Annotated in this window: 18 protein-coding genes; 9 read left to right on the top strand and 9 right to left on the bottom strand. The window is 75.3% G+C overall.

What is annotated here, in order from left to right; genetic code table 11:
* Positions 1–18: 18 nt before the first annotated feature.
* Positions 19–252, top strand: a complete 234-nt coding sequence (locus tag ACFY07_RS15570) for a hypothetical protein (protein ID WP_230650105.1) — start codon at positions 19–21, stop codon at positions 250–252.
* A gap of 202 nt (positions 253–454) precedes the next feature.
* Here ACFY07_RS15570 and ACFY07_RS15565 read toward each other — a convergent pair whose 3' ends face one another.
* Positions 455–1,519 carry an asparaginase gene (locus ACFY07_RS15565; protein WP_390869131.1) on the bottom strand — a complete coding sequence of 355 codons (1,065 nt, stop codon included), beginning with the start codon at positions 1,517–1,519 and terminating at the stop codon, positions 455–457.
* A gap of 84 nt (positions 1,520–1,603) precedes the next feature.
* On the opposite strand from ACFY07_RS15565, the gene ACFY07_RS15560 reads away from it, so the two are divergent.
* The gene (locus ACFY07_RS15560) at positions 1,604–2,056 is read left to right on the top strand and encodes an Lrp/AsnC family transcriptional regulator (protein ID WP_230650100.1); all 453 of its coding nucleotides are present in this window, start codon (positions 1,604–1,606) and stop codon (positions 2,054–2,056) included.
* A gap of 295 nt (positions 2,057–2,351) precedes the next feature.
* Here the strand turns inward: ACFY07_RS15560 and pepN (ACFY07_RS15555) are convergent, their stop codons facing one another.
* Both pepN (ACFY07_RS15555) and pepN (ACFY07_RS15550) read right to left on the bottom strand, forming a co-directional pair.
* Positions 2,352–4,940 carry an aminopeptidase N gene (pepN, locus tag ACFY07_RS15555; protein ID WP_390869130.1) on the bottom strand — a complete coding sequence of 863 codons (2,589 nt, stop codon included), beginning with the start codon at positions 4,938–4,940 and terminating at the stop codon, positions 2,352–2,354.
* A gap of 159 nt (positions 4,941–5,099) precedes the next feature.
* The gene (gene pepN / locus ACFY07_RS15550; protein ID WP_390869129.1) at positions 5,100–7,715 is read right to left on the bottom strand and encodes an aminopeptidase N; all 2,616 of its coding nucleotides are present in this window, start codon (positions 7,713–7,715) and stop codon (positions 5,100–5,102) included.
* A gap of 290 nt (positions 7,716–8,005) precedes the next feature.
* Here pepN (ACFY07_RS15550) and ACFY07_RS15545 point away from each other — a divergent pair, with 290 nt between their 5' ends.
* Both ACFY07_RS15545 and ACFY07_RS15540 read left to right on the top strand, forming a co-directional pair.
* Positions 8,006–8,689 carry a DsbA family protein gene (locus ACFY07_RS15545; RefSeq protein WP_390869272.1) on the top strand — a complete coding sequence of 228 codons (684 nt, stop codon included), beginning with the start codon at positions 8,006–8,008 and terminating at the stop codon, positions 8,687–8,689.
* Positions 8,690–9,243: 554 nt separating this feature from the next.
* Positions 9,244–9,843 (top strand): biotin transporter BioY, encoded by a 600-nt coding sequence (locus ACFY07_RS15540; protein ID WP_230650089.1) that lies wholly within the window; start codon positions 9,244–9,246, stop codon positions 9,841–9,843.
* Between the two features lie 92 nt (positions 9,844–9,935).
* On the opposite strand, the gene ACFY07_RS15535 is transcribed toward ACFY07_RS15540, so the two are convergent.
* Complete coding sequence (locus tag ACFY07_RS15535; protein WP_390869128.1) at positions 9,936–11,459, bottom strand: amino acid permease; 1,524 nt, start codon at positions 11,457–11,459, stop codon at positions 9,936–9,938.
* Positions 11,460–11,664: 205 nt separating this feature from the next.
* Here ACFY07_RS15535 and ACFY07_RS15530 point away from each other — a divergent pair, with 205 nt between their 5' ends.
* From ACFY07_RS15530 to ACFY07_RS15515, 4 genes are all read left to right on the top strand, one after another.
* A complete protein-coding gene (locus ACFY07_RS15530) occupies positions 11,665–12,153 on the top strand; it encodes a ribose-5-phosphate isomerase (RefSeq protein WP_230650083.1) in 489 nt (162 codons plus the stop codon).
* A gap of 17 nt (positions 12,154–12,170) precedes the next feature.
* Positions 12,171–12,980 carry an Fpg/Nei family DNA glycosylase gene (locus ACFY07_RS15525; RefSeq protein ID WP_390869127.1) on the top strand — a complete coding sequence of 270 codons (810 nt, stop codon included), beginning with the start codon at positions 12,171–12,173 and terminating at the stop codon, positions 12,978–12,980.
* A gap of 277 nt (positions 12,981–13,257) precedes the next feature.
* A complete protein-coding gene (locus tag ACFY07_RS15520; RefSeq protein ID WP_230650080.1) occupies positions 13,258–14,439 on the top strand; it encodes a PP2C family protein-serine/threonine phosphatase in 1,182 nt (393 codons plus the stop codon).
* 488 nt (positions 14,440–14,927) lie between these two features.
* The gene (locus tag ACFY07_RS15515; protein ID WP_390869126.1) at positions 14,928–15,053 is read left to right on the top strand and encodes a hypothetical protein; all 126 of its coding nucleotides are present in this window, start codon (positions 14,928–14,930) and stop codon (positions 15,051–15,053) included.
* A 69-nt stretch (positions 15,054–15,122) separates the two neighbouring features.
* Here the strand turns inward: ACFY07_RS15515 and ACFY07_RS15510 are convergent, their stop codons facing one another.
* The 5 genes from ACFY07_RS15510 to ACFY07_RS15490 all read right to left on the bottom strand — a co-directional run bounded on the left by ACFY07_RS15510 (position 15,123) and on the right by ACFY07_RS15490 (position 19,690).
* A complete protein-coding gene (locus ACFY07_RS15510) occupies positions 15,123–15,938 on the bottom strand; it encodes a DUF6348 family protein (RefSeq protein WP_390869125.1) in 816 nt (271 codons plus the stop codon).
* 242 nt (positions 15,939–16,180) lie between these two features.
* A complete protein-coding gene (locus ACFY07_RS15505; protein WP_390869124.1) occupies positions 16,181–16,543 on the bottom strand; it encodes a hypothetical protein in 363 nt (120 codons plus the stop codon).
* 341 nt (positions 16,544–16,884) lie between these two features.
* Positions 16,885–18,090 carry an NAD(P)/FAD-dependent oxidoreductase gene (locus tag ACFY07_RS15500; RefSeq protein ID WP_390869123.1) on the bottom strand — a complete coding sequence of 402 codons (1,206 nt, stop codon included), beginning with the start codon at positions 18,088–18,090 and terminating at the stop codon, positions 16,885–16,887.
* A 134-nt stretch (positions 18,091–18,224) separates the two neighbouring features.
* On the bottom strand, positions 18,225–19,169 hold the full coding sequence (gene sigJ, locus ACFY07_RS15495) for an RNA polymerase sigma factor SigJ (RefSeq protein ID WP_390869122.1): 945 nt from the start codon (positions 19,167–19,169) through the stop codon (positions 18,225–18,227).
* Between the two features lie 338 nt (positions 19,170–19,507).
* A complete protein-coding gene (locus ACFY07_RS15490) occupies positions 19,508–19,690 on the bottom strand; it encodes a hypothetical protein (RefSeq protein ID WP_390869121.1) in 183 nt (60 codons plus the stop codon).
* Positions 19,691–19,888: 198 nt separating this feature from the next.
* Here ACFY07_RS15490 and ACFY07_RS15485 point away from each other — a divergent pair, with 198 nt between their 5' ends.
* The gene (locus tag ACFY07_RS15485; RefSeq protein WP_390869120.1) at positions 19,889–20,503 is read left to right on the top strand and encodes a DUF2785 domain-containing protein; all 615 of its coding nucleotides are present in this window, start codon (positions 19,889–19,891) and stop codon (positions 20,501–20,503) included.
* Positions 20,504–20,556: the final 53 nt, after the last annotated feature.

Here is a 20,556-nt window from a genome sequence, read left to right as displayed (position 1 = left end):
GGGTCTACCTTTAGGGGCGTGGACAAGAGGAATGCCCTGCGTGCCGGTGCGGTCTCGGCCGTCGCCACGCTGATGATGCTGATGTCGTCCCCCGCCTTCGCGAACATCCGGGACGACGGCGACGACCCGGGCAGCGGCCTGAGCGTCGTCGAGACCGTGGGCCTGTACGTGGTCATCCCGGTGGTGGCGTTCCTGGTGATCGCCGGCCTTGTGATGCTCCCGTCGGTCAGCGGCCGCAAGAAGCGGTCCTGACGGACCGTGACGACTGCGGCGGAGCGCCGCCGGGCACCCGCCCGGCGGCGCTCCGCCGCATCCGCGTCCGTCCGTGCGGGGCGGCCCGAGCCGGGCTGTCCTGAACCGCGCCGTCCTGAATCGCGCCGTCCCGAGCCGGGCTGACCCGGACCGGACCGCCTGCACCGGACCGCCCGTACGGGCCCCGCACCGGTCCGCCGGGTCAGGCGGCCCGCCCGGCCCCCTCGGCCCCCTCGGCCCCCTCGGCCTCCGCCGCGGCCCCGGCCCCGGCCTGCGCCGGTCCGACGAGGCCGCGCAGCACCTCGGTCCGCCGCTGCGCCTCGTCCTCCGCGAGGAGCGCCGCGAGCACCGCGATCCGGGCCTGCCCGGCACGGAGCGTCCCGGTGAGGACGGCGCCCGCCGCCGCGAGGTCGACCGCCCCGCCGCCGGTGTAGAGCGGGACGACCGGACCGGCCGGCACCCGCGTGGTGACCGCCACCAGCACGCCCGCCCGCACCGCGCGGGCCACCGCCTCCGCGAACTCCGGGGTGGCGTTCCCCGCACCCGTCCCCACCAGCACCAGGCCCTGCGCCCCGGCGGACACCGCCGCCTCCAGGAGCAGCGGGTCGGCATCGCTGTGGTGCATCACGATGTCCACCCGGGGCGTGGCCGCGTCCGCCGGGGGCAGCGGCAGCCGCGTCCGGCGCTGCGCCGGCGGCAGGGGGCTCACCGCACCGAAGCCGACCTTGCCCAGCGGGGGCCCGGACGGGTCGCAGAACGCGTCCGCCGCCACGGTGTGCGTCTTCACGGTGCCCCGGGCGGCGTGCACCATCCCGTCGAAGACCACCAGCACGCCCGCGCCGCGCGCCCGCGAGGCCGTCAGCAGCGCGTCGTGGAGGTTGCCCGCGGCGTCGCCGTCGGCGTCGTCCAGCGGGCGCTGGGCCCCGGTCAGCACCACCGGGCGCGGGTCGTCGTGGTGGAGGTCGAGCAGGAAGGCCGTCTCCTCCAGGGTGTCGGTGCCGTGGGTGACCACGACGCCGTCGACCCCGGGGTCCGCCAGCGCCTCGTGCACGGCCCGCACCACCGCGAGCTGGTGGGCGGTGGTCAGCCGCGGGCTGTTGACGGTGAAGAGGTCGACGACGCGCACGGCGACGCCGTCCGGCACCGGGGCGGAGGAGAGCACCTCCTGCCCGGGGGCCTCGGCGGCGTACCCGGTGCCCTGCCACCTGCTGGCGATGGTGCCGCCGGTGCTCACGACGACGACGGTCTTCTGGTCCACGTGTTCCACATGGGCAAGAATATCCGTTTCCTCCTGGCATAGGCTTGCGGAAGGAGCCCCCTGCGGGCCCGCAGCGTGGCAGAAGGGTGCGTCGTGGACGCGATCGACAGAAGGATCCTGCGCGAGCTCCAGGCCGACGGGCGGCTGACCAACCAGGAGCTCGCCCACCGGGTGGGGCTGTCGCCGTCCCCGTGCCTGCGCCGGGTGCGCCGGCTGGAGGAGTCCGGGGTGATCCGCGGCTACCGCGCGGAGGTGGACCCGGCGGCGGTGGGGCGGGGCTTCGAGCTCTTCGTCACCGTGGAGGTGCGGCGCGACCGCGAGGCGGTGGAGGCCTTCGAGGCGGAGGTGGCGGCCATCCCGGAGGTCGTCGAGGCGTACCGGCTCTACGGGGCGCCGGGCTGCCTCCTGCGGATCGCGGTCGCCGACAGCGACGCCTTCGAGCGGTTCTGGATCGAGCGGCTGACGGCCCTGCCGGGCGTCCACGAGGTCAACTCGCAGATGATCATGAAGCGGATCAAGGAGCCCTCCGGCATGCCGGTCGACTGAACCGGCCCGGCCCGGCCCGGCCTGTCCCGTCCTGTCCTGATCCGCGCCCGACCACCCGCGCACGCCGGACGCCCCGCCCCGGGGCCGCCCCGACCCCCCCGGGCCGCCCCGACCCCCCCCGGGCCGCCCGGCCCCCCGGGACCGTCCCGGCCGCCCGCACCGCCCGGCCCGCACGCCGGAGGGGCGGGAGCACGCACCGTGCTCCCGCCCTTCCGGGTGCGCCCGCAGCCCGCAGCCCGAGCGGGCCCGCGGCCCGAGCGGGCCCGCGGCCCGAGCGGGCCCGCGGACCGACGCGTCAGCGCCCGCCGGCCGCCCGGTCGGCGGCCTGCGCCCGCAGCGCCCGCTCCACCCCGGCCCGGGACTCCACCACCATGCGCCGCAGCGCCGGCGCCGGCTCGGCGGAGGCCAGCCAGGCGTCGGTGGCGTCCAGCGTGGCCTGCTCCACCTGCAGCGACGGGTACAGGCCCACGATGATCTGCTGGGCGATCTCGTGCGACCGGGACGCGAAGACGTCCTTCGCCACGCCGAAGTACCGCTCGGTGTACGGGGCCAGCAGCTCCCGCTGGTCGGTCTGGACGAAGCCGCCGATCACCGCCTCCTGCACCGCGTTCGGCAGGGTGTCGGACTCGACGACCGAGGCCCAGGCCTCCGCCTTCGCCTCCGCGGTCGGACGCGAGGCCCGGCAGGTGGCGGCGTAGCGCTCGCCCGCGGCCGTCCGGTCGCGCTCCAGCTCCGCCTCGACCGCCTTGTCGTCGGCGGTGCCGGTGGCGGCGAGCCGCTGGAGCAGCGCCCAGCGCAGCTCGGTGTCGACGGTGAGGCCGTCCACCGCCTGCGACCCGTCGAGCAGCCCGGCCAGCAGCGCCAGGTGCTCCTCGGAGCGGGCGACGGCGGCCAGGGCCCGCGCCCACGCGAGCTGGTGGTCGCCGCCGGGGGCGGCGGCGCGCAGCTGCTCCTCGCAGGCCGCGGCCCAGCGGGCGAGGCCCTCCTCGCGCCACGCGGGGTCGGCGTACAGGTCCAGCGCCAGCTTCACCTGCCGCTGCACGGTCTGCACCACGCCGATGTCGGACTCGCGGCCGAGGCCGGAGAGCGCCAGCGCCAGGTAGTCCCGGGTCGGCATCTCGCCGTCGCGGGTCATGTCCCAGGCGGAGGCCCAGCACAGGACGCGCGGCAGGGAATCGGCGAAGTCGCCCAGGTGCGCGGTGACGGCCGCCAGCGACTCGGCGTCGAGACGGACCTTGGCGTACGACAGGTCGTCGTCGTTGAGCAGGAAGACCGCGGGCCGTGCGCGGCCGGCGAGCTGCGGGACCTCGGTGCGGGCGCCGTCCACGTCCAGCTCGACGCGGTCGGTGCGGACCAGCCGCCCGTCCTGGAGCTCGTAGCAGCCGACCGCGATGCGGTGCGGGCGCAGCACGGCCTCGCCGCGGGCGCCGGCGGGCAGGGCCGGGGCCTCCTGGAGCACGGCGAAGGAGGCGACGGTGCCGTTCTCGGCGAGGGTGACCTCCGGGCGCAGGACGTTGATGCCCGCGGTCTCCAGCCACGCCTTCGACCAGGCCTTCAGGTCGCGGCCGGAGGTCTCCTCCAGGGCGCCGAGCAGGTCGGTGAGGCGGGTGTTGCCCCAGGCGTGGCTGCGGAAGTACGCCTGCACGCCGCGGAAGAACTCGTCCTTGCCGACGTACGCCACCAGCTGCTTGAGCACCGAGGCGCCCTTGGCGTAGGTGATGCCGTCGAAGTTGACCTGGACGTCCTCCAGGTCGTTGATCTCCGCCATGATCGGGTGGGTGGACGGCAGCTGGTCCTGCCGGTACGCCCAGGTCTTCATGGAGTTGGCGAAGGTGGTCCAGGCGTGCGGCCAGCGGCTGCCCTCCGCCTCGGCCTGGCAGATGATCGAGGTGAAGGTGGCGAACGACTCGTTCAGCCACAGGTCGTTCCACCACTCCATGGTGACCAGGTCGCCGAACCACATGTGGGCCAGCTCGTGGAGGACCGTCTCCGCGCGCAGCTCGTAGGCCGCGTCGGTGACCTTGGAGCGGAAGACGTACTGGTCGCGGATGGTGACGGCGCCCGCGTTCTCCATCGCGCCGGCGTTGAACTCCGGCACGAAGAGCTGGTCGTACTTGGCGAAGGGGTACGGGTGGTCGAACTTCTCCTCGAAGTAGGCGAAGCCCTGCTTCGTCACCTCGAAGATCTGGTCCGCGTCGAGGAACTCGCGCAGCGAGGGACGGCAGTACACGCCCAGCGGCACCGTCCGGCCGCCGTCCTCGTAGGCGTCGAAGACGCCGACGTAGGGGCCCGCGATCAGGGCGGTGATGTACGAGGAGATCCGCGGGGTGGGCTCGAACGCCCACACCTGGGTGCCCTCGGCCGTGCCGGGGGACGGCTCCGGCGTCGGCGCGTTCGAGACCACGGCCCAGCCGGCCGGGGCGGTCACCGTGAAGCGGAAGGTCGCCTTGAGGTCCGGCTGCTCGAAGGAGGCGAAGACGCGCCGGGCGTCCGGCACCTCGAACTGCGTGTAGAGGTAGGTCTCGCCGTCCACCGGGTCGACGAAGCGGTGCAGGCCCTCGCCGGTGTTGGTGTAGGCGCAGTCCGCGACCACCCGCAGCTCGTTCTCGGCGGCCAGCGACGGCAGCGCGATCCGGCTGTCGGCGAAGACCTCCGCCGGGTCGAGCGCGGTGCCGTTGAGCACCACCTCGTGGACGGCCGGGGCCACCAGGTCGATGAAGCTCGACGCCCCGGGCTCGCGGGAGGTGAACCGGACCACGGTGGTGGACCGGTAGGTGCCTCCGTCCCGGGCCCCGCCCAGGTCGAGCTCGATGTCGTAGGCGTCCACGTGGAGGAGCTGGGCCCGGGTGCGGGCCTCCTCACGGGTCAGGTTGGTGCCAGGCACGTCGCGTGACTCCTTCGTCGTCGTTCCCGGGCATCCTCCCACGCGGGCCCCTCCCGGCCGCGGGCCCCGCGCCTCCGCCCTCCGCGAACGCGTCCGGCCGCCCCGCCCGCCCGGCCCGCGCTGCGGGGACCGGGCACGCGGGGCGGCCGGGGCGGGGGCCTACGCGGCGGCCGCGTCGCACTCCTGGGCGCGCAGGGCGCGGGCCAGGTCGTCGCGGGCCTCCAGGACCAGCCGGCGCAGTGCCGGGGCGGCGTCCGGGCGGCCCTCCAGCCACGCGTCGGTGGCGGCCAGCGTCTGCGGCGTGGTCTGCAGCCGGGGGAAGAGGCCGCTGACGATGCGCAGGGCGATCTCGATCGTCCGCTTCTCCCAGACGTCCTCCAGGACGGCGAAGTACCGCTCCGCGTAGGGCGCCGTCAGCTCCCGCTGCCCCGCCTGCTGGAAGCCGCCGATCTGGGCCTCCACCAGGGCGTTCGGCAGCTCGTCGGACTCCACGACGGAGCGCCACGCCTCGGCCTTGGCCTCCGCCGTGGGGCGGGAGGCCAGGGCGTGGAGCTGCAGCCGGCGGCCGCTGGCGGTGTCGTCGCGCTGCAGTTCGGCGGCGAGGTCGGCCGCGGTCGCCGCGCCCGCGGCGGCCAGCGTCTGCCACAGCGTCCAGCGCAGCTCCTGGTCGACGTCGAGGCCGTCGACCGCCTCCGTGCCGTCGAGGAGGCCGCGGACCAGCCGCAGGTGCTCGGGGGAGGAGGCGACCCGGGCGAGGAACCGGGCCCAGGCCAGCTGGTGGTCGCCGCCGGGGGCGGCGGCGCGCAGTTCCCGCAGGGCGCCGTCGGCGAGCTGCCGCCCGGCCTCCGCGCGGTGCTCCGGGGCGACGTACACGTCCAGCGCCGTCGCGGCCTGCTGGTGCAGCGACTGCAGCACGCCGATGTCCGACTCGCGCCCGGCGAAGCGCAGCACCAGGGCCAGGTACTCGCGGGCGGGCAGCACGCCGTCGCGGGTCATGTTCCACACCGCGGACCAGGCCAGGGCCCGGGCCAGCGGCTCGGCGACGTCGCCGAGGCCCTCGCGCAGGGCCGCGAGCGAGGCGTCGTCGAAACGGACCTTGCAGTACGTCAGGTCGTCGTCGTTGACCAGGACCAGCTCCGGGCGCGGCTGCCCGGCCAGCTCGGCGACGACGGTCCGGGCGCCGGTGACGTCGAGCTCGGCGCGGGCGGTGCGGACCAGGGCGCCGGAGGCGTCGCGGCCGTAGAGGCCGACGGCGACCCGGTGCGGGCGCAGCCCGGGGTGGGAGGCGGCGGCCTCCTGGACGACGGCCAGCTCGGTGATCCGGCCGTCGCCGTCCACCGCGACCTCGGGGGTGAGGGTGTTGACGCCGGCCGTCTGCAGCCAGGCCCGGGACCACTCCGCCATGGCGTCGGCGCCCCGCCCGGAGGTCTCGCCGAGGACCGCGAGCAGGTCGCCGAGCACGGTGTTGCCGAAGGCGTGCCGCCGGAAGTAGCGCCGCGCGCCCTCGAAGAAGGCGTCCCGGCCGACGTACGCCACCAGCTGCTTGAGCACGGAGGCGCCCTTGGCGTAGGTGATGCCGTCGAAGTTGAGCTTGGCGTCCTCCAGGTCCCGGATGTCGGCGGTGACCGGGTGGGTGGTGGGCAGCTGGTCCTGCCGGTACGCCCACGCCTTGCGCCGGTTGGCGAAGGTGGTCCAGCCGGCCTGGTACCGGGTGGCCTCCACCAGCGCGAAGGTGCCCATGAAGTCGGCGAAGGACTCCTTGAGCCACAGGTCGTCCCACCACTGCATGGTGACGAGGTCGCCGAACCACATGTGCGCCATCTCGTGCAGCACCACGGTGGCGCGGCCCTCGTACGCGGCCTCGGTGACCTTCGAGCGGAAGACGTACTCCTCGCGGAAGGTGACGCAGCCGGGGTTCTCCATGGCGCCGAGGTTGTACTCGGGCACGAACGCCTGGTCGTACTTGCCGAAGGGGTAGGGGTAGTCGAACGCGCCGTGGAAGAAGTCCAGGCCCTGCTTGGTCACGGTGAAGACCTCGTCGGCGTCGAAGTGCTTCGCCAGCGACCGGCGGCACAGGGCGCCCAGCGGGATCTCCAGGACGGTGCCGTCCGGCAGCTCGCGCCGGTAGTGGTCGCGCTCCACGTGGTAGGGGCCGGCGACGACGGCGGTGATGTAGGTGGAGATCGGCAGGGTCGGGGCGAACCGCCAGGTCCGCAGGCCCTCCCCGTCGGGCCCGCCGTCCTCGGGGTCGCCCTCGGGGGCCGAGTTGGAGAACACCTCCCACAGGGCCGGCGCGGTCACGGAGAAGGTGAAGGGCGCCTTGAGGTCGGGCTGCTCGAAGGTCGCGAAGACCCGGCGGGCGTCGGCCGGCTCGTACTGGGTGTAGAGGTAGGTCTCGCCGTCCACCGGGTCGGTGAAGCGGTGCAGGCCCTCGCCGGTGCGGCTGTAGGCGCACTCGGCCTCCACCGTCAGCTCGTTGGCCTCGGCCAGGCCCTCCACCGCGATCCGGGAGCCGTCGAAGACCTCGGCCGGGTCCAGCGCGCGGCCGTTGAGGACGACGGAGTGCACGGCGGGGGCGAGCAGGTCGAGGAAGGTCGCGGCGCCCGGCTCGGAGCAGCGGAACCGCACCGTCGTGCGGGAGCGGAACGTCCCCGCCGTCCCGTCGTCCACCGGCACGGCGGCGGAGCGCAGGTCGAGGTGGACGTCGTACGCGTCCACCGTCAGGATCCGGGCCCGCTCGCGGGCCTCCTCGCGGGTCAGGTTTCGTCCCGGCACTGCGGTACTCCCTCGTCCGTGTGCGGCTTGTCCGGCTTGCGGCGGTCAGGTGAGGTCTGGGCAGGTCGCGACCGGTGGGCCGCCCTCCCGCATCCTCCCACGCGGCCCCCTTCCCGGGGGTGCCCCCGGCGCCGGCGCCGTCCCCGGGGGCCGCCCCGCCGCCCCCCGGGGGCCGCCCGCCGCGCCCGCGGGCGGCCTGCTGCCGCCGGGTCCCGGGCCGGGTCCGGCGCCGGGGAATGCTCCGCGGGCGTGTCGCGTTGGGCGTCCTGGACACCGCCGTGCCGACGAGGATGGGAACCGTGACCGCAGAGACCGCGCACACCGCCGAGACCGCAGAGACCGCAGAGACCGCAGACGGGGCCACGACCGCCGACTTCTGGTTCGACCCGCTCTGCCCCTGGGCGTGGATCACCTCCCGCTGGATGCTGGAGGTGCAGCAGGTGCGCCCGGTGCGCACCCGCTGGCACGTGATGAGCCTCGCCGTGCTCAACGAGGGCCGCGACCTGCCCGAGCAGTACCGGTCGTTCCTGGACGAGGCGTGGGGCCCGGTCCGGGTCTGCATCGCCGCCGCGGCGCAGCACGGCGACGACGTGCTCGGCCCGCTGTACACGGCGCTGGGCACCCGCTTCCACCACCAGGGCCTGCCGCGCGACCGCGCGACGATCGAGGACGCCCTGGAGGAGGCGGGCCTGCCCCGCGAGCTGGCCGCCGCGGCTGACAGCGACGCGTACGACGAGGCGCTGCGGGCCTCCCACAAGGAGGGCATCACCCTGGTCGGCGAGGACGTCGGCACCCCGGTCATCGCGGTGCCCGGCGCCGACGGCGAGCAGATCGCCTTCTTCGGCCCGGTGGTGACGCCCGTGCCGCGCGGCGAGGCCGCCGGCCGGCTGTGGGACGGCACGCTCCTGGTCGCCGGCACCCCCGGCTTCTACGAGATCAAGCGCACCCGGACCGTGGGCCCCTCCTTCGAGTGACCCCCGTCCTCCCGTGGCCTGGCCCCGGACCGCACCGCGGTCCGGGGCCCGGCCCGTGTCGTGCACCGCTCGGGCCCGGTCGGCTCGGGCCCGGGCCGGCTCAGTCCCGGGCGCGCCGCCGTCCGCGCACCGCGCCGACCAGCGCCAGGGCGGCGGTCAGGCCCGGCGCGGGCGCCTCCCCGGGCGCCGCGGCCGTCGCGTCCGCCGGGGCTGCCGGGCCCACCGGTCCTGTCGGGCGCGCCGGGCTTTCCGGGGTCGTCGGGGTCGTCGCGGGGGAGTGGGGCATCGGGACGGGTTCAGACGTGGTCGACTGCAGGGCAGCGCCCCGTCCTCCGGACGCCCGGCGGCCCGGCGCAAGGACGAACTGCGCATGCCCGGCATCCGGGACACCCGCTCGCGCTCCGTGGCAGTGCGGAGTGCACAACGCACCGCCCCCCGGCTCTGTCGGCACCTGCATGGGAGCCGCCGCGGCCGCCCGAGTACGTTCACAGGTGTCCGCGTGCGCCCCCGCGTCCGCGGACGCGCCCCCGACCCCCACCACCGGAGACCCGCGCATGAGCACCGCCACCGCCACGACCCGCCCCGGCGCCGTCCTCGCCGACCTGCTGCCCGCCGCCGAGGGCGCCCGCGCCCTGGCCCGCGACGCCGCCCTGGTGGTGGGCGGTGCCGCCCTCACCGGCCTGGCCGCGCAGCTGAGCGTCCCGGTCCCCGGCTCCCCGGTGCCGGTGACCGGCCAGACCTTCGCCGCCCTGCTCGTCGGCAGCGCCCTGGGCGCCCGCCGCGGCGCCGCCTCGCTCGGCCTGTACCTGCTGGCCGGCGTGGCCGGGCTGCCCTGGTTCTCCGAGGGCGCCTCCGGCGCCGGCCTGGCCACCCTCGGCTACGTCGTCGGCATGGTGCTGGCCGCCGGCCTGGTGGGCGCGCTCGCCCGCCGCGGCGCCGACCGCGGCCCGCTGCGCACCGCGGGTGCGATGGCCCTGGGCAACCTCGCCGTCTACGCCGTCGGCGTGCCGTACCTGGCGGCCTCGCTGCACGTCTCCCTCGGCCGCGCTGCCGAGCTGGGCCTGTACCCCTACCTGCCCGGCGACGCCCTGAAGATCGCCGTCGCCATGGGCGCCCTGCCGCTCGCCTGGCGGGTGGCCGGCCGCCGCGGCTGAACCGTCCCGCAGCACGCCGGAGGCCGGCGGCCGACCCCCCAGGCCGGCCGCCGGCCTCCGGCGTGCGTGCGCCCGTCGCGGACCGGGCGGGCTCAGCGCGCCGCGCCGGCGCCCGCCGCGGACCCCGCGGCCTCCGCGGCCTGTGCGTTCCCGCGCCGCCGCCGCTGCACCACCGCCGAGGCGACCAGCACCAGTGCCGCCGCCGCCAGCGAGAGCACCATCTGCGTCCGGCCGTCGTGCGTGGTGAACATGTAGACCACGACGAAGCCGATCAGGCCGATGGCCGCCCAGGTCAGGTACGGGTAGAGCCACATCCGCACGGTGAGGCGCGCCGGGTCCTCCCGCTCGTGGATCCGCCGCATCCGCAGCTGCGAGAAGCAGATCACCAGCCACACGAAGAGCGCGACCGCGCCGGAGGAGTTCAGCAGGAACTGGAAGACGGTGTCCGGCGAGGTGTAGTTGAAGAACACCGCGACAAAGCCGAAGACCACCGACGCCAGGATCGCCACCCGCGGCACGCCCCGCCCGCTGACGCTCGCGAACGCCTTCGGCGCGTCGCCGCGGCGGCCCAGCGAGAAGGCCATCCGGGAGGCCGTGTACAGGCCCGAGTTCAGGCAGGACAGCACGGCGGTGAGCACGATCACGTCCATCACCTGGGCGGCGCCCGGGATGCCGACGTGCTTGAGGACCGCGACGTACGGGCTCTCCGCCACCGAGGAGGCGTCCCACGGCAGCAGGGTCACCACGATGGCGATGGAGCCCAGGTAGAAGACCGCGATCCGCCAGATCACGCTGTTGGTGGCCCGGCTCACGGCCTTCTCCGGCTCGGCGGACTCGCCCGCCGCCAGGGTCACGATCTCGCTGCCCATGAAGGCGAAGACCACGGTGAGCATGCCGGTGAAGACGGCGCCGACGCCGTTCGGCAGGAAGCCGCCGTGCCCGGTCAGGTTGCTCGCCCCGACCGCGTGGGTGCCCGGCAGCACGCCGAACACCGCCAGCGCGCCCACCACGATGAAGGCGACGATCGCCACCACCTTGATCCCGGCGAACCAGAACTCGAACTCGCCGTAGGACGACACCGAGAAGAGGTTGGTCGCGGTCAGCACGCCCATCACGGCCAGGGCGAACGCCCACTGCGGCACCGCGGGGATCCAGTGGTTGAGGATCGTGGCACCCGCGGTGGCCTCCACCGCCAGCACCACCACCCAGAAGAACCAGTACAGCCACCCGATCGAGAAGCCGGCCCAGCGGCCCAGCGCCCGGTCCGCGTACGCCGAGAAGGACCCGGACTGCGGGTCCGCGGCCGCCATCTCGCCCAGCATCCGCATCACGAGGACGACCACCAGGCCGGCCAGCGCGTAGGAGAGGAGGATGCCGGGGCCCGTCGCGGCGATGCCCGCGCCGGAGCCGACGAAGAGGCCGGCGCCGATGACGCCGCCGATGGCGATCATCGACAGGTGCCGGTTCTTGAGCCCTGCCTGCAGGCCGCCGTCGCCGGGGCCGCCCTGGGCGCCCCGGCCGCCGCGGCCCGCGGGCGCCGTGCCGGACGTGCCGGGGGAGGGGGGTGCGCCGGCGTCGGCGCGGACCTGCTTCCCGGGGGTCGTTTCCGTGCTCATCTGCTGACTGCTGCCTTTCCGCGCGGTGGGGACAGCCCTCGGCAGCGGTTGCCCGAGAGCGGGGGACGGGACCGCGCAATTCGGGCAACGTAACCGCTCTGTCCGATTTTCGGAACCCCCTCACCGGAAAGGCGCAGCTCAGCGGTGCCCCACCTGGCCGACCCCGGGCCGCCCCTGCCCCGTGCTCCGTGTCACACTCCTGTACATGCGCGTGTACCTGGGATCCGACCACGCCGGATACGACCTGAAGCAGCACCTCGTGCAGTGGCTGAAGGCCGCCGGCCACGAGCCCGTCGACTGCGGGCCGCACCTCTACGACGCCGAGGACGACTACCCGCCGTTCTGCCTGCGGGCCGCCGAGCGCACCGCCGCCGACCCCGAGGCCCTGGGCGTCGTCATCGGCGGCTCCGGCAACGGCGAGGCCATCGCCGCCAACAAGGTCAAGGGCGTGCGCGCGGCCCTCGCCTGGAGCGACGAGACCGCCATGCTCGGCCGCGAGCACAACAACGCCAACGTCGTCAGCGTCGGCGCCCGCATGCACACCCAGGAGGAGGCGACCCGCTTCGTCGAGGTCTTCCTCAGCACCCCGTACTCCGGGGCCGAGCGCCACACCCGCCGCATCGCGATGCTCAGCGAGTACGAGACCACCGGGGCGCTCCCGCCGATCCCGGCCCACCACCCGCAGGAGTCCTGAGCCCCGAGGACGGACCGGTGCCCGAGGGCCACACCATCCACCGGCTGGCCGCCGCACACCTGCGGGTGTTCGGCGGCCGGCCCGTCCGCGCCTCCAGCCCCCAGGGCCGCTTCGCGGAGAGCGCGGCGCTCGTCGACGGCCGGGTGCTGGAGGAGGCCGACGCCCACGGCAAGCACCTCCTCCTCGGCTTCGGCGCCGCCGGCTGGGTCCACATCCACCTCGGCCTGTACGGGAAGGTCGCCTTCGGCGGCGCGCCCGCGCCCGCGCCGGTCGGCGCCGTCCGGCTGCGGCTGGAGAGCGAGGACGCCCACGCCGACCTGCGCGGCCCGGCCGCCTGCGAGCTGTACACCCCCGCCGAGAAGGACGCCCTGCACGCCCGCCTCGGCCCCGACCCGCTGCGCCCCGGCGACTCCCCGGACCGCGGCTGGCAGCGGGTCTCCCGCAGCCGCACCTCCGTCGCCGCGCTGCTCATGGACCAGAAGGCCGTGGCCGGCGTCGGCAACATCTACCGGGCCGAGGTGCTCTTCCGGCAGGGCATCCACCCGCACCGGGCCGGCCGCGACCTCGATCGCGCCGAGTGGGACGCCCTCTGGGACGACCTGGTGCTGCTGATGCACGACGGTGTCGCGGCGGGCCGCATCGACACCGTCCGCCCCGAGCACACCCCGGAGGCGATGGGCCGCCCGCCGCGGCTGGACGGCCACGGCGGCGAGGTCTACGTCTACCGCCGGGCCGGCCAGCCCTGCCTGGTCTGCGGGCAGCCCGTCCGCACCGAGACCCTGGCCGCCCGCAACCTCTTCTGGTGCCCGGGCTGCCAGCGCCGCTGACCCGGCCCCCCGGCGTATCCCGGCCCTCTGCGTCTTCAGCCCCCGGCGTACCGCCGACCCGGACCCCGGCGCACCCTTTCCCGAGCCGGCCGTCCCCGGCCGGTACGCCCGGCCGCGGGCCGGCCCCCCGGCGCGTGCCGACGGCACGCACCCCCGCGCGCACCCGTGCGCCGCCGCGCCGCCGCAACCCCCCGAACGTCCCGGAACGGCCGAAGACGGGCCTTCCGCCGGCGCCGGACGTCGACGCGTGCGCGGCGGCTGGATAAGGTCGTGCCCCATGGCAGGCAGCAGGCCGGGCACCGCACCCCGGACGACCGCGACGGCCCGGGTGCGCAAGGCGCTCCGCCGGGCCTACCGCAGGCTGCGCCGCACCGGGGTCGACTACTTCCGCGGGGACGCCTCCGACTGGCTCGCCTTCGGCGTCCTGCTCGCCCTCTGCCCGCTGCTGGTCGTCCTCAACATCCGGCAGCCCGTCTGGTGCCCGCCCACCGCCCTGGTCCTGCCCATCCTCGCCGGCGCCTTCCTGCTGCGGCCCAGCAGCCTGGTGCTCCTCTACGCGGCGGCCGCCGCCGGGCTCTCCGTCGAGTCCGTGGTGCACGCCGCCGAGCGCGCCGCCTCCGGGGGACCGGGGTCCTACCAGGCCGGCGTCACCCCGGGCGCGGCGCTGGTCGTCGGTGCCGTCGGCATCGCCGGGCTGCTCCTCGCCCAGTTCCGCAGCCGGGTCGGCGTGCCCTGGCGGCGCGGCGGCTCCATGCTCTTCGACCTGCGCGAGCGGCTGCGGGTGCAGAGCCAGATCCCGCCGCTGCCGGCCGGCTGGCACGCCGAGGTGGCGCTCAAGCCCGCCGGCGGCCAGTCCTTCTCCGGCGACTTCGTGGTGGCGGCCCGCACCGGCCAGGACGGCAGCGTCCTGGAGGCGGTCGTCGCCGACGTCTCCGGCAAGGGCATGGACGCCGGCTCCCGCGCCCTGCTCCTCTCCGGTGCCTTCGGCGGCCTGCTCGGCTCGCTGCCGCCGCACGACTTCCTGCCCGCCGCCAACGGCTACCTGCTGCGCCAGGAGTGGGAGGAGGGCTTCGCCACCGCCGTCCACCTCGCGCTGGACCTCGACAGCGGCGAGTACGAGCTGCTCTCGGCGGGCCACCTCCCGGGCATGCAGATGTGTGCGGGCGCCGGCCGCTGGGAGGTCAAGGAGGCGGCCGAGGGGCCGCTGCTGGGCATCTACGACGGCGCCAAGTTCGCGGGGGTGCGCGGCCGCCTCGACCGGGGCGACGTCCTGATGCTCTGCACCGACGGCATGGTCGAGGTCCCCGGCCGGGACCTCTCCGAGGGCATGGACCGGCTCATGGGCGAGGCGGACCGGATGGTGGCCGGCGGCTTCCGCGGGGCGGCCTGGCGGCTCATCGAGACGGTGGCCAAGGACGTCAACGACGACCGGGCCCTGCTGCTGGTCTGGCGCGCCTAGCGGACCGGCGGGCCGGCGGGCCGGCGGGCCCGCCGGCGGCCCCGGGCCCCGCACGACGCCCCGGTGGCGGCGGGTCAAACGGCCGAGTCGATCTTCGGACAACCTCGGAGCCGTCCGGGACCCCTGCCCGGCCCGGCTCCTCCGTGCACCGCACGCCGCCGGAGCCGATCAACGGCACCTCGCTGATCGGCGCGTTTTCGCCGTGGTGGACGCCGCGTGATGTGATGTGAGCGGTGGGTCCTTTACGGGGCGGGTGCGGCGGACCAGACTGGGTTGCGGGCGGGACCGGTCGGGAACTCGGAAGGGGGGCGTCGCATGCGAACCGGCGGGCGGCGTACCGAGGGAGCGTCACCGGTCGTCCCTGCCCGGGACCGTCGGCACCAGGCCCTGAGCAGTAGCGACCGAGGAAGTGAATCCGGGTGATCTTCTCCGTCTCCGCGTTGGTCCTGTTCGCGATCATTCTGATCATTCTGATCAGGAACAAGTCGATGAAGCTCGGGCACGCCATACTCGGCGCCCTCTTCGGCTTCTTCCTCGCGCAGTCGTCCGCGGCGACGCCGATCCAGCACTTCCTCACCGAACTCGCCAGAACGCTCAACAACCTGACGAGCTGACGGCTGGCGACTGACGAGCCGGCGAACCGGCGGGCGGATCCGTCCGGCCGCCTCCGGTCCGGCCCGCGCCTACCGGCCGGCCCGCCGCGCCCCCCACCACCGCCGCAGCCCCGAGGGCCGCCCGGCGGCGGCCCGCACCCCGACGTCCTCCACGGGGGGCGGCCCCGCGGGCACGGGGGCCTCCTGCTCGGCCGCGCGCACGTCCGCCGCGTCCGCGCCCTCGGCCAGCAGCAGCACGAACAGCCGCGCCCAGGCGAGGCGTTCGCCGCGCGGCCAGTCCAGCGCCCGCAGCGCCGCCGATGCGCCCTCCGACACCTCGCCGTTGACCCGCACCTCGGCCACGTCGTCGCCGGCCCGGCCGCCCAGGAACAGCTTCACCCCGTTGACCAGCGGGTGGTCCAGCTCCGGCGCCAGCGCGGCCGCGAGCGCCGGGAGCACGTGGTTGCCGCCCAGCCACTCCGCCAACTCCCCGGCGCCGAAGCCGAACACGCACGCCGGGCCCTGCACCGCGTGCCACCCCGGCATGCCGCCCGGCCGGTCCGGACCGTAGTGGTCGCCGTGCTCACCCCGCCGGTCCAGCAGCTCCACCACCGTGGCCGCCGTGGTCGTCGCCCACATGCGGACCGCGTTGTCCAGCTTCTCCTCCTCGGTCTTGCCGAGGCCCGCCGCGCAGTCCCACAGCACCGGCACGTCGGCGCGGCCCAGACGCAGCACGAACCCGAGGTCCACATGGCCGCCGCCCGCGTCCGGGTGCTCCCGCACCGCCACCGCCGTCGTCCCGGGGCCGCGCACCACCGCGCCGTCCACCGTGAACTCCCGCCCGAACCGGGCCATCTCCCGCACCACGCTGCGCTGAATCACGTCCAGCCGCTCCTGGGCACGCACGGCACGCTCCTCCGGACTCCGAAGCCCTCGTCCACCCGTCGGACACCTGTCCGACACCCGTGAGGCTATCGGCGTCCGGCCGTCCCGGGAAACCGCCGCGGCATCCCGCCGGCACCGTTCCCCGCGACGCCCCCGGGCGGTCCGGGGGAGGCCCTTCGACGCCCCCTCCGGCGCCCCCGTGCCGCACGCGCACCGGACGGCGGCCGCGGGCCCGCCCGGGGCGCCCCGGGCGGGCCGCCGGATCAGGGGCGCTGCCTCCGCCGGGGCGGGGACTCCGGCGGGACGTCCACCGGCCGGATCGTCAGGTACCAGGGGTTGTCGGTGCAGTCGACGAGCAGGAAGCCGGGGCGGGGCAGGCGCAGCGTGTTGCGCCCGTCGCGCAGGCCGTACGCGGAGAGGCGCAGTCTGTGGTCGCTGCCGGGGGTGTCCCCGGGCCACGCGGGCGGGCGGCACCTGCAGGCGGACCGGGACCGCAGGCACCGGTACACGTAGTGGACCTCCCACTGCCAGGCGTCGTTCCGCTCGAACCGGGCGGTGAGCACCGCCGGACCGCCGTCGTGGCGCAGCACCTCGGAATACCGGCCGCGGTGTTCGGGGGCGAGCACGGCCGCGGCCGACAGCGGGGCGAGCCGGATCGACCAGCGGCAGTCGTCTCCTCCCCGAAGGCGGTCACCGACTCCTCCACCGCCGCGGACAGCGCGGGCCGGCGCGCCTGCCGCATCCACATCAGGCAGAGGCCCGCCCCCAGGCCGAGCAGGAAACCCACCGCATGGCCGATCATGCCCGGCATTCCGGCACGGGCGGCCGCCGCTCGGCCGCTCCTCGGACCGGTTCGACCGCCCCCCTCGGCGAACCGGTCCGGCCCCGGCACCGAGGGCTGTCCCGCAACCGCCGGCCGAGTCGCGCCGCCGGGGTTCCGGCCGGTCGGATGCCCCCGGGCGCGGGGTCAGGCCGCGGTCGCCTCGCGCCGTGCACGGCTGCGGTCCTCCTGCCGCACGACACGCCGGCGCCGGGACGGGACGCCCAGGGTCGGGTTGGCGACGCCCCAGGCCGCGCTCCTGCAGATCAGTTCCTTGTAGAGGGCGGCCACGCGGCCCGTGAGGGCGCGGTCGACCGCTCGGTCGTCGGCGGTGACGAACTGGATCAGGCCCTCCTTGCGGCCGAGGGAGACGCACTGCTGGAAGTAGCGGATGGTGACGCCGGGGACCTCGGTGCCGGTGAGGCGGGCGGCGATGGCGTCGGCGGCCTGCCAGGCCATGGGAACGCCCGAGGCGCACGACATGCGGAGGGGCTTTCCGCCCGGGCCGACCGCCATCGCCGCGTCGCCCACGGCGTACACGTCCGGGTGGGAGACCGAGCGCATCGTGGAGTCGACCACGATCCGGCCGCCGGGGGCGAGCTCCAGCGCGGTGGCACGGGCGATCGGGTGGACGGCGAAGCCGGCGGTCCAGACGGTGACCTCGGCGGGGATGGTCCTGCCGTCGGACACCGTCAAGCCGTCCGCCCCCACGGCGGTGACCGCCGTGTGCTCGTGGACCTCGATGCCGAGCCTGTCCACCACCTTCCGCAGGTGGGCGCGGCCCTTCTCCGAGAGCCAGTCGCCGAGGGCGCCGCGAGCCGCCAGGGCGACGTCGAGGTCCGGCCGCGCCTCGGCGATCTCGGTCGCGGCCTCCAGGCCGGTCAGGCCGCCGCCGACCACGACCACGGGCCGGCCGGCGTCCAGGGCGGCCAGACGCTCGCGCAGGCGGAGGGCTCCGGGGCGGCTGGAGACCTCGTGGGCGTGGTCGGCGGTGCCGGGCACGCCCCCGTCGTTCCAGCCGCTGCCGAGGGCGTACACCAGCGTGTCGTACGCGAGTTCCTCCTGCGCGGGGCCGTCCACGGCGGTGATCGCCACCGTCCTGCGGTCCACGTCCACAGCGGTGACCTTCGCGAGCCTCAGTTCCACGCCCGTGCCCGCGAACATCTCGCCGAACGGCCGGGGCACCAGGTCCTGGCCGGCCGCGAGCTGGTGCAGCCGGACACGCTCGACGAAGTCGGGCTCGGGGTTGACGAGGGTGAGGGCGACGTCCTCGCGGCGCAGGCGCCTGGCGAGGCGGCCGGCGGCGACCGCTCCGGTGTAGCCGGCTCCGAGGACGACGATGCGGTGCTGCATGGGCCTGCTCCTGTCTGCGCGGGGTCCGCCGCTGTCGTGCGCGGGTTCGCCCCTTGAACCGGGCAGCCCGACGTTTCCTGACAGGGCCGGGATGTGAAGCACGTCACAGCGCGCGCCGTGCCGGACCGGAGGGTTCAGAGGGTGTGGAGCGGGGCTTCCCGGTGGCCCGCGGCGGCCCACCGCCCGGTCGCGCGGACGAGCTTGTCGGGGTTGACCTGGCTGCGGACCGCGGCGATGCCCTCCGCGGTGACCTCCAGGCACGTGATCCCGACGACCCGGCCGTCCACGACCGCGACGACGGCGGGCTCGCCGTTGGCGGTCGTGGCGTGGATCTCGGGCGCGCCGCCGATGTGGGCCCGCTTGGCCTCGCTGGGCTTGAACAGGCCGCGCAGGAACCTGGCGACCGCGAGCGCGCCCTCGAACGCCTTCGCGCGGGCCGGGACCTTCCCGCCGCCGTCGCCGACCGAGACGGCGTCCTGGGTGAGCAGGCGTACGAGGGGTTCGGTCCGGCCGCTGGTCGCCGCGGCCAGGAACTCCTCGACGATCCTGCGGGCGGTGGCCCCGTCGATCTCGGTGCGCGCCTTGCCTCCCGCGACGTGCTTCTTGGCCCGGTGGTGGATCTGCTGGCTGGCGGCCTCGGTGAGGTCCAGGATCCCCGCGATCTCCCGGTGCGGGTAGTCGAAGGCCTCGCGCAGCACGTACACCGCCCGCTCGTTGGGCGACAGGCGCTCCAGCAGGACGAGGACGGCGTAGGACACCGACTCGCGCTGCTCCACGGTGTCGGCCGGGCCGAGCATCGGGTCCCCCGCGAGCAGCGGCTCGGGGAGCCATCTCCCCACGTACGTCTCGCGCCGGGCGCGTGCCGAGGTGAGCTGGTTGAGGCAGAGGTTGGTGAGGACCTTCGTCAGCCAGGCCTCGGGCACCTCGATGCGCTCGACGTCGGTCGCCTGCCAGCGCAGGAACGTCTCCTGCACGGCGTCCTCCGCCTCGCCCGCCGAGCCGAGCAGGCGGTAGGCAAGGGCCTCCAGCCGGGGCCTGGCGGCCTCGAACCGGTCCACGTCGCTCATGCTCAGGGCCATGCCCGCGGATCGTACTCGCCCCGGCGGCGCAACGGCAGGCGCGACAGCGCTCCCGCTGCGGGGGCGACGGCCGCTCCCGCCCGGCCGGCGCCCTCCGGGCCCGTGGTGCCCTGCCGGCCCGGACCGGCCGCACCGCCCTGCCCCTCGCCGATGAGGACGCCTCCCGGAGTGCGCGGCGGGTGCGGGGGCGCGTGCGCGGGCGGTGCGGACGACATCCGTGCCGTCGCCGGTGCCGCCGGCCCGCGTCCCAGGTACCGTCGCACCGGCGGCGAATCCGTCCGGCGTCAGGTGTCCATTCCGGAGCTGATGCAGGAGGGCCCCTGCCGCAGCGGATGCCGTCAGCCGTCCTGGGGTTCGGCAGATGGCGCCGCGCCGACGTCGTCCAGGCCCTCCCCGACGACGCGCTCCTGCGGCCAGTCACCCCCCGTGCTCTCGAGCCGCACGACGAGCGGATCGCTTGTCCCTGCCGCTTCCTGTCCGAGGCCGGCACGGACCGGCTCCACCCCCGCGAGCGCATTCATCGGCAGCCTCCGCACAGCACATGACCGTTCGTGCGCGAGCGCTGCACCACGTCAAGGGACAGGACCCTCGTCAGTCGGCCGTGTACGGCCTGTGACGGTCGACTGCGTTCGCCTTGGTTGCTGAACTTCGCTGCTCTACCGCCGCCAGGATGCAGCAGGGTGCCTTCACGACCGCCTCCCGGCATAGTCTTGGCACCCATGAGTCTGTGGCAGGAGATCACCAACGACGGCAGTTTGCCTGCCGAGCGCTCTCACACCGACCTCGTCGCAGAGCTCAGCGTGGCACTGCGCTCGCCCGACCCTGAAGTTCGTGACGAGCACGCCTACACCCTGGTCGCACGCTGGACGCCGCTGCTCGAACCCAAGGCCGCCCGACTTCTGGGAGACGAGATGGCCGCACGGTTCGCAGATCCGGAGATCCAAGCGCGAACCTTTGCGCCCCTGGTCCTGGCCAAGGTGGTCCGGTGCGGCCACTACGACCCGCACTGGCTGACCGCCTTCACGCACTGGTATCCGACCGAGACCGACCTGCGTGGTTGGGATCCAGTCCTCGGCTGGCTTCACGCTGTCGCCCATGGCGCCGATCTCCTGGCTGCGTTCGGCTCCCATCCAGAAGTGGATCCGGTCCCTCTGCTGGCGTTGGCGACGGATCGTCTTCTGGCGCCCACGGATCATGTCTTCGACGCTCAGGAAGACGACCGAGTGGCTTTCGCGCTCGCGCAGATCATCTCCCGACCGGAACTCACCGAGCGCCAAGCCGTGGCCTGGCTGGGTTGCGTCCAGAGAAGTGGTGTAACGGGTAGCTCCCCGTGAGGGTGGAGCTGCCCCGGGCGGGCGCGTGTCGCCCGCCAAGCAAGACGGCCATC

This window comes from Streptomyces sp. NPDC001380, assembly GCF_042895785.1.
GTDB lineage: Bacteria > Actinomycetota > Actinomycetes > Streptomycetales > Streptomycetaceae > Peterkaempfera.
This window is presented reverse-complemented; position numbering and strand designations above follow the sequence as displayed.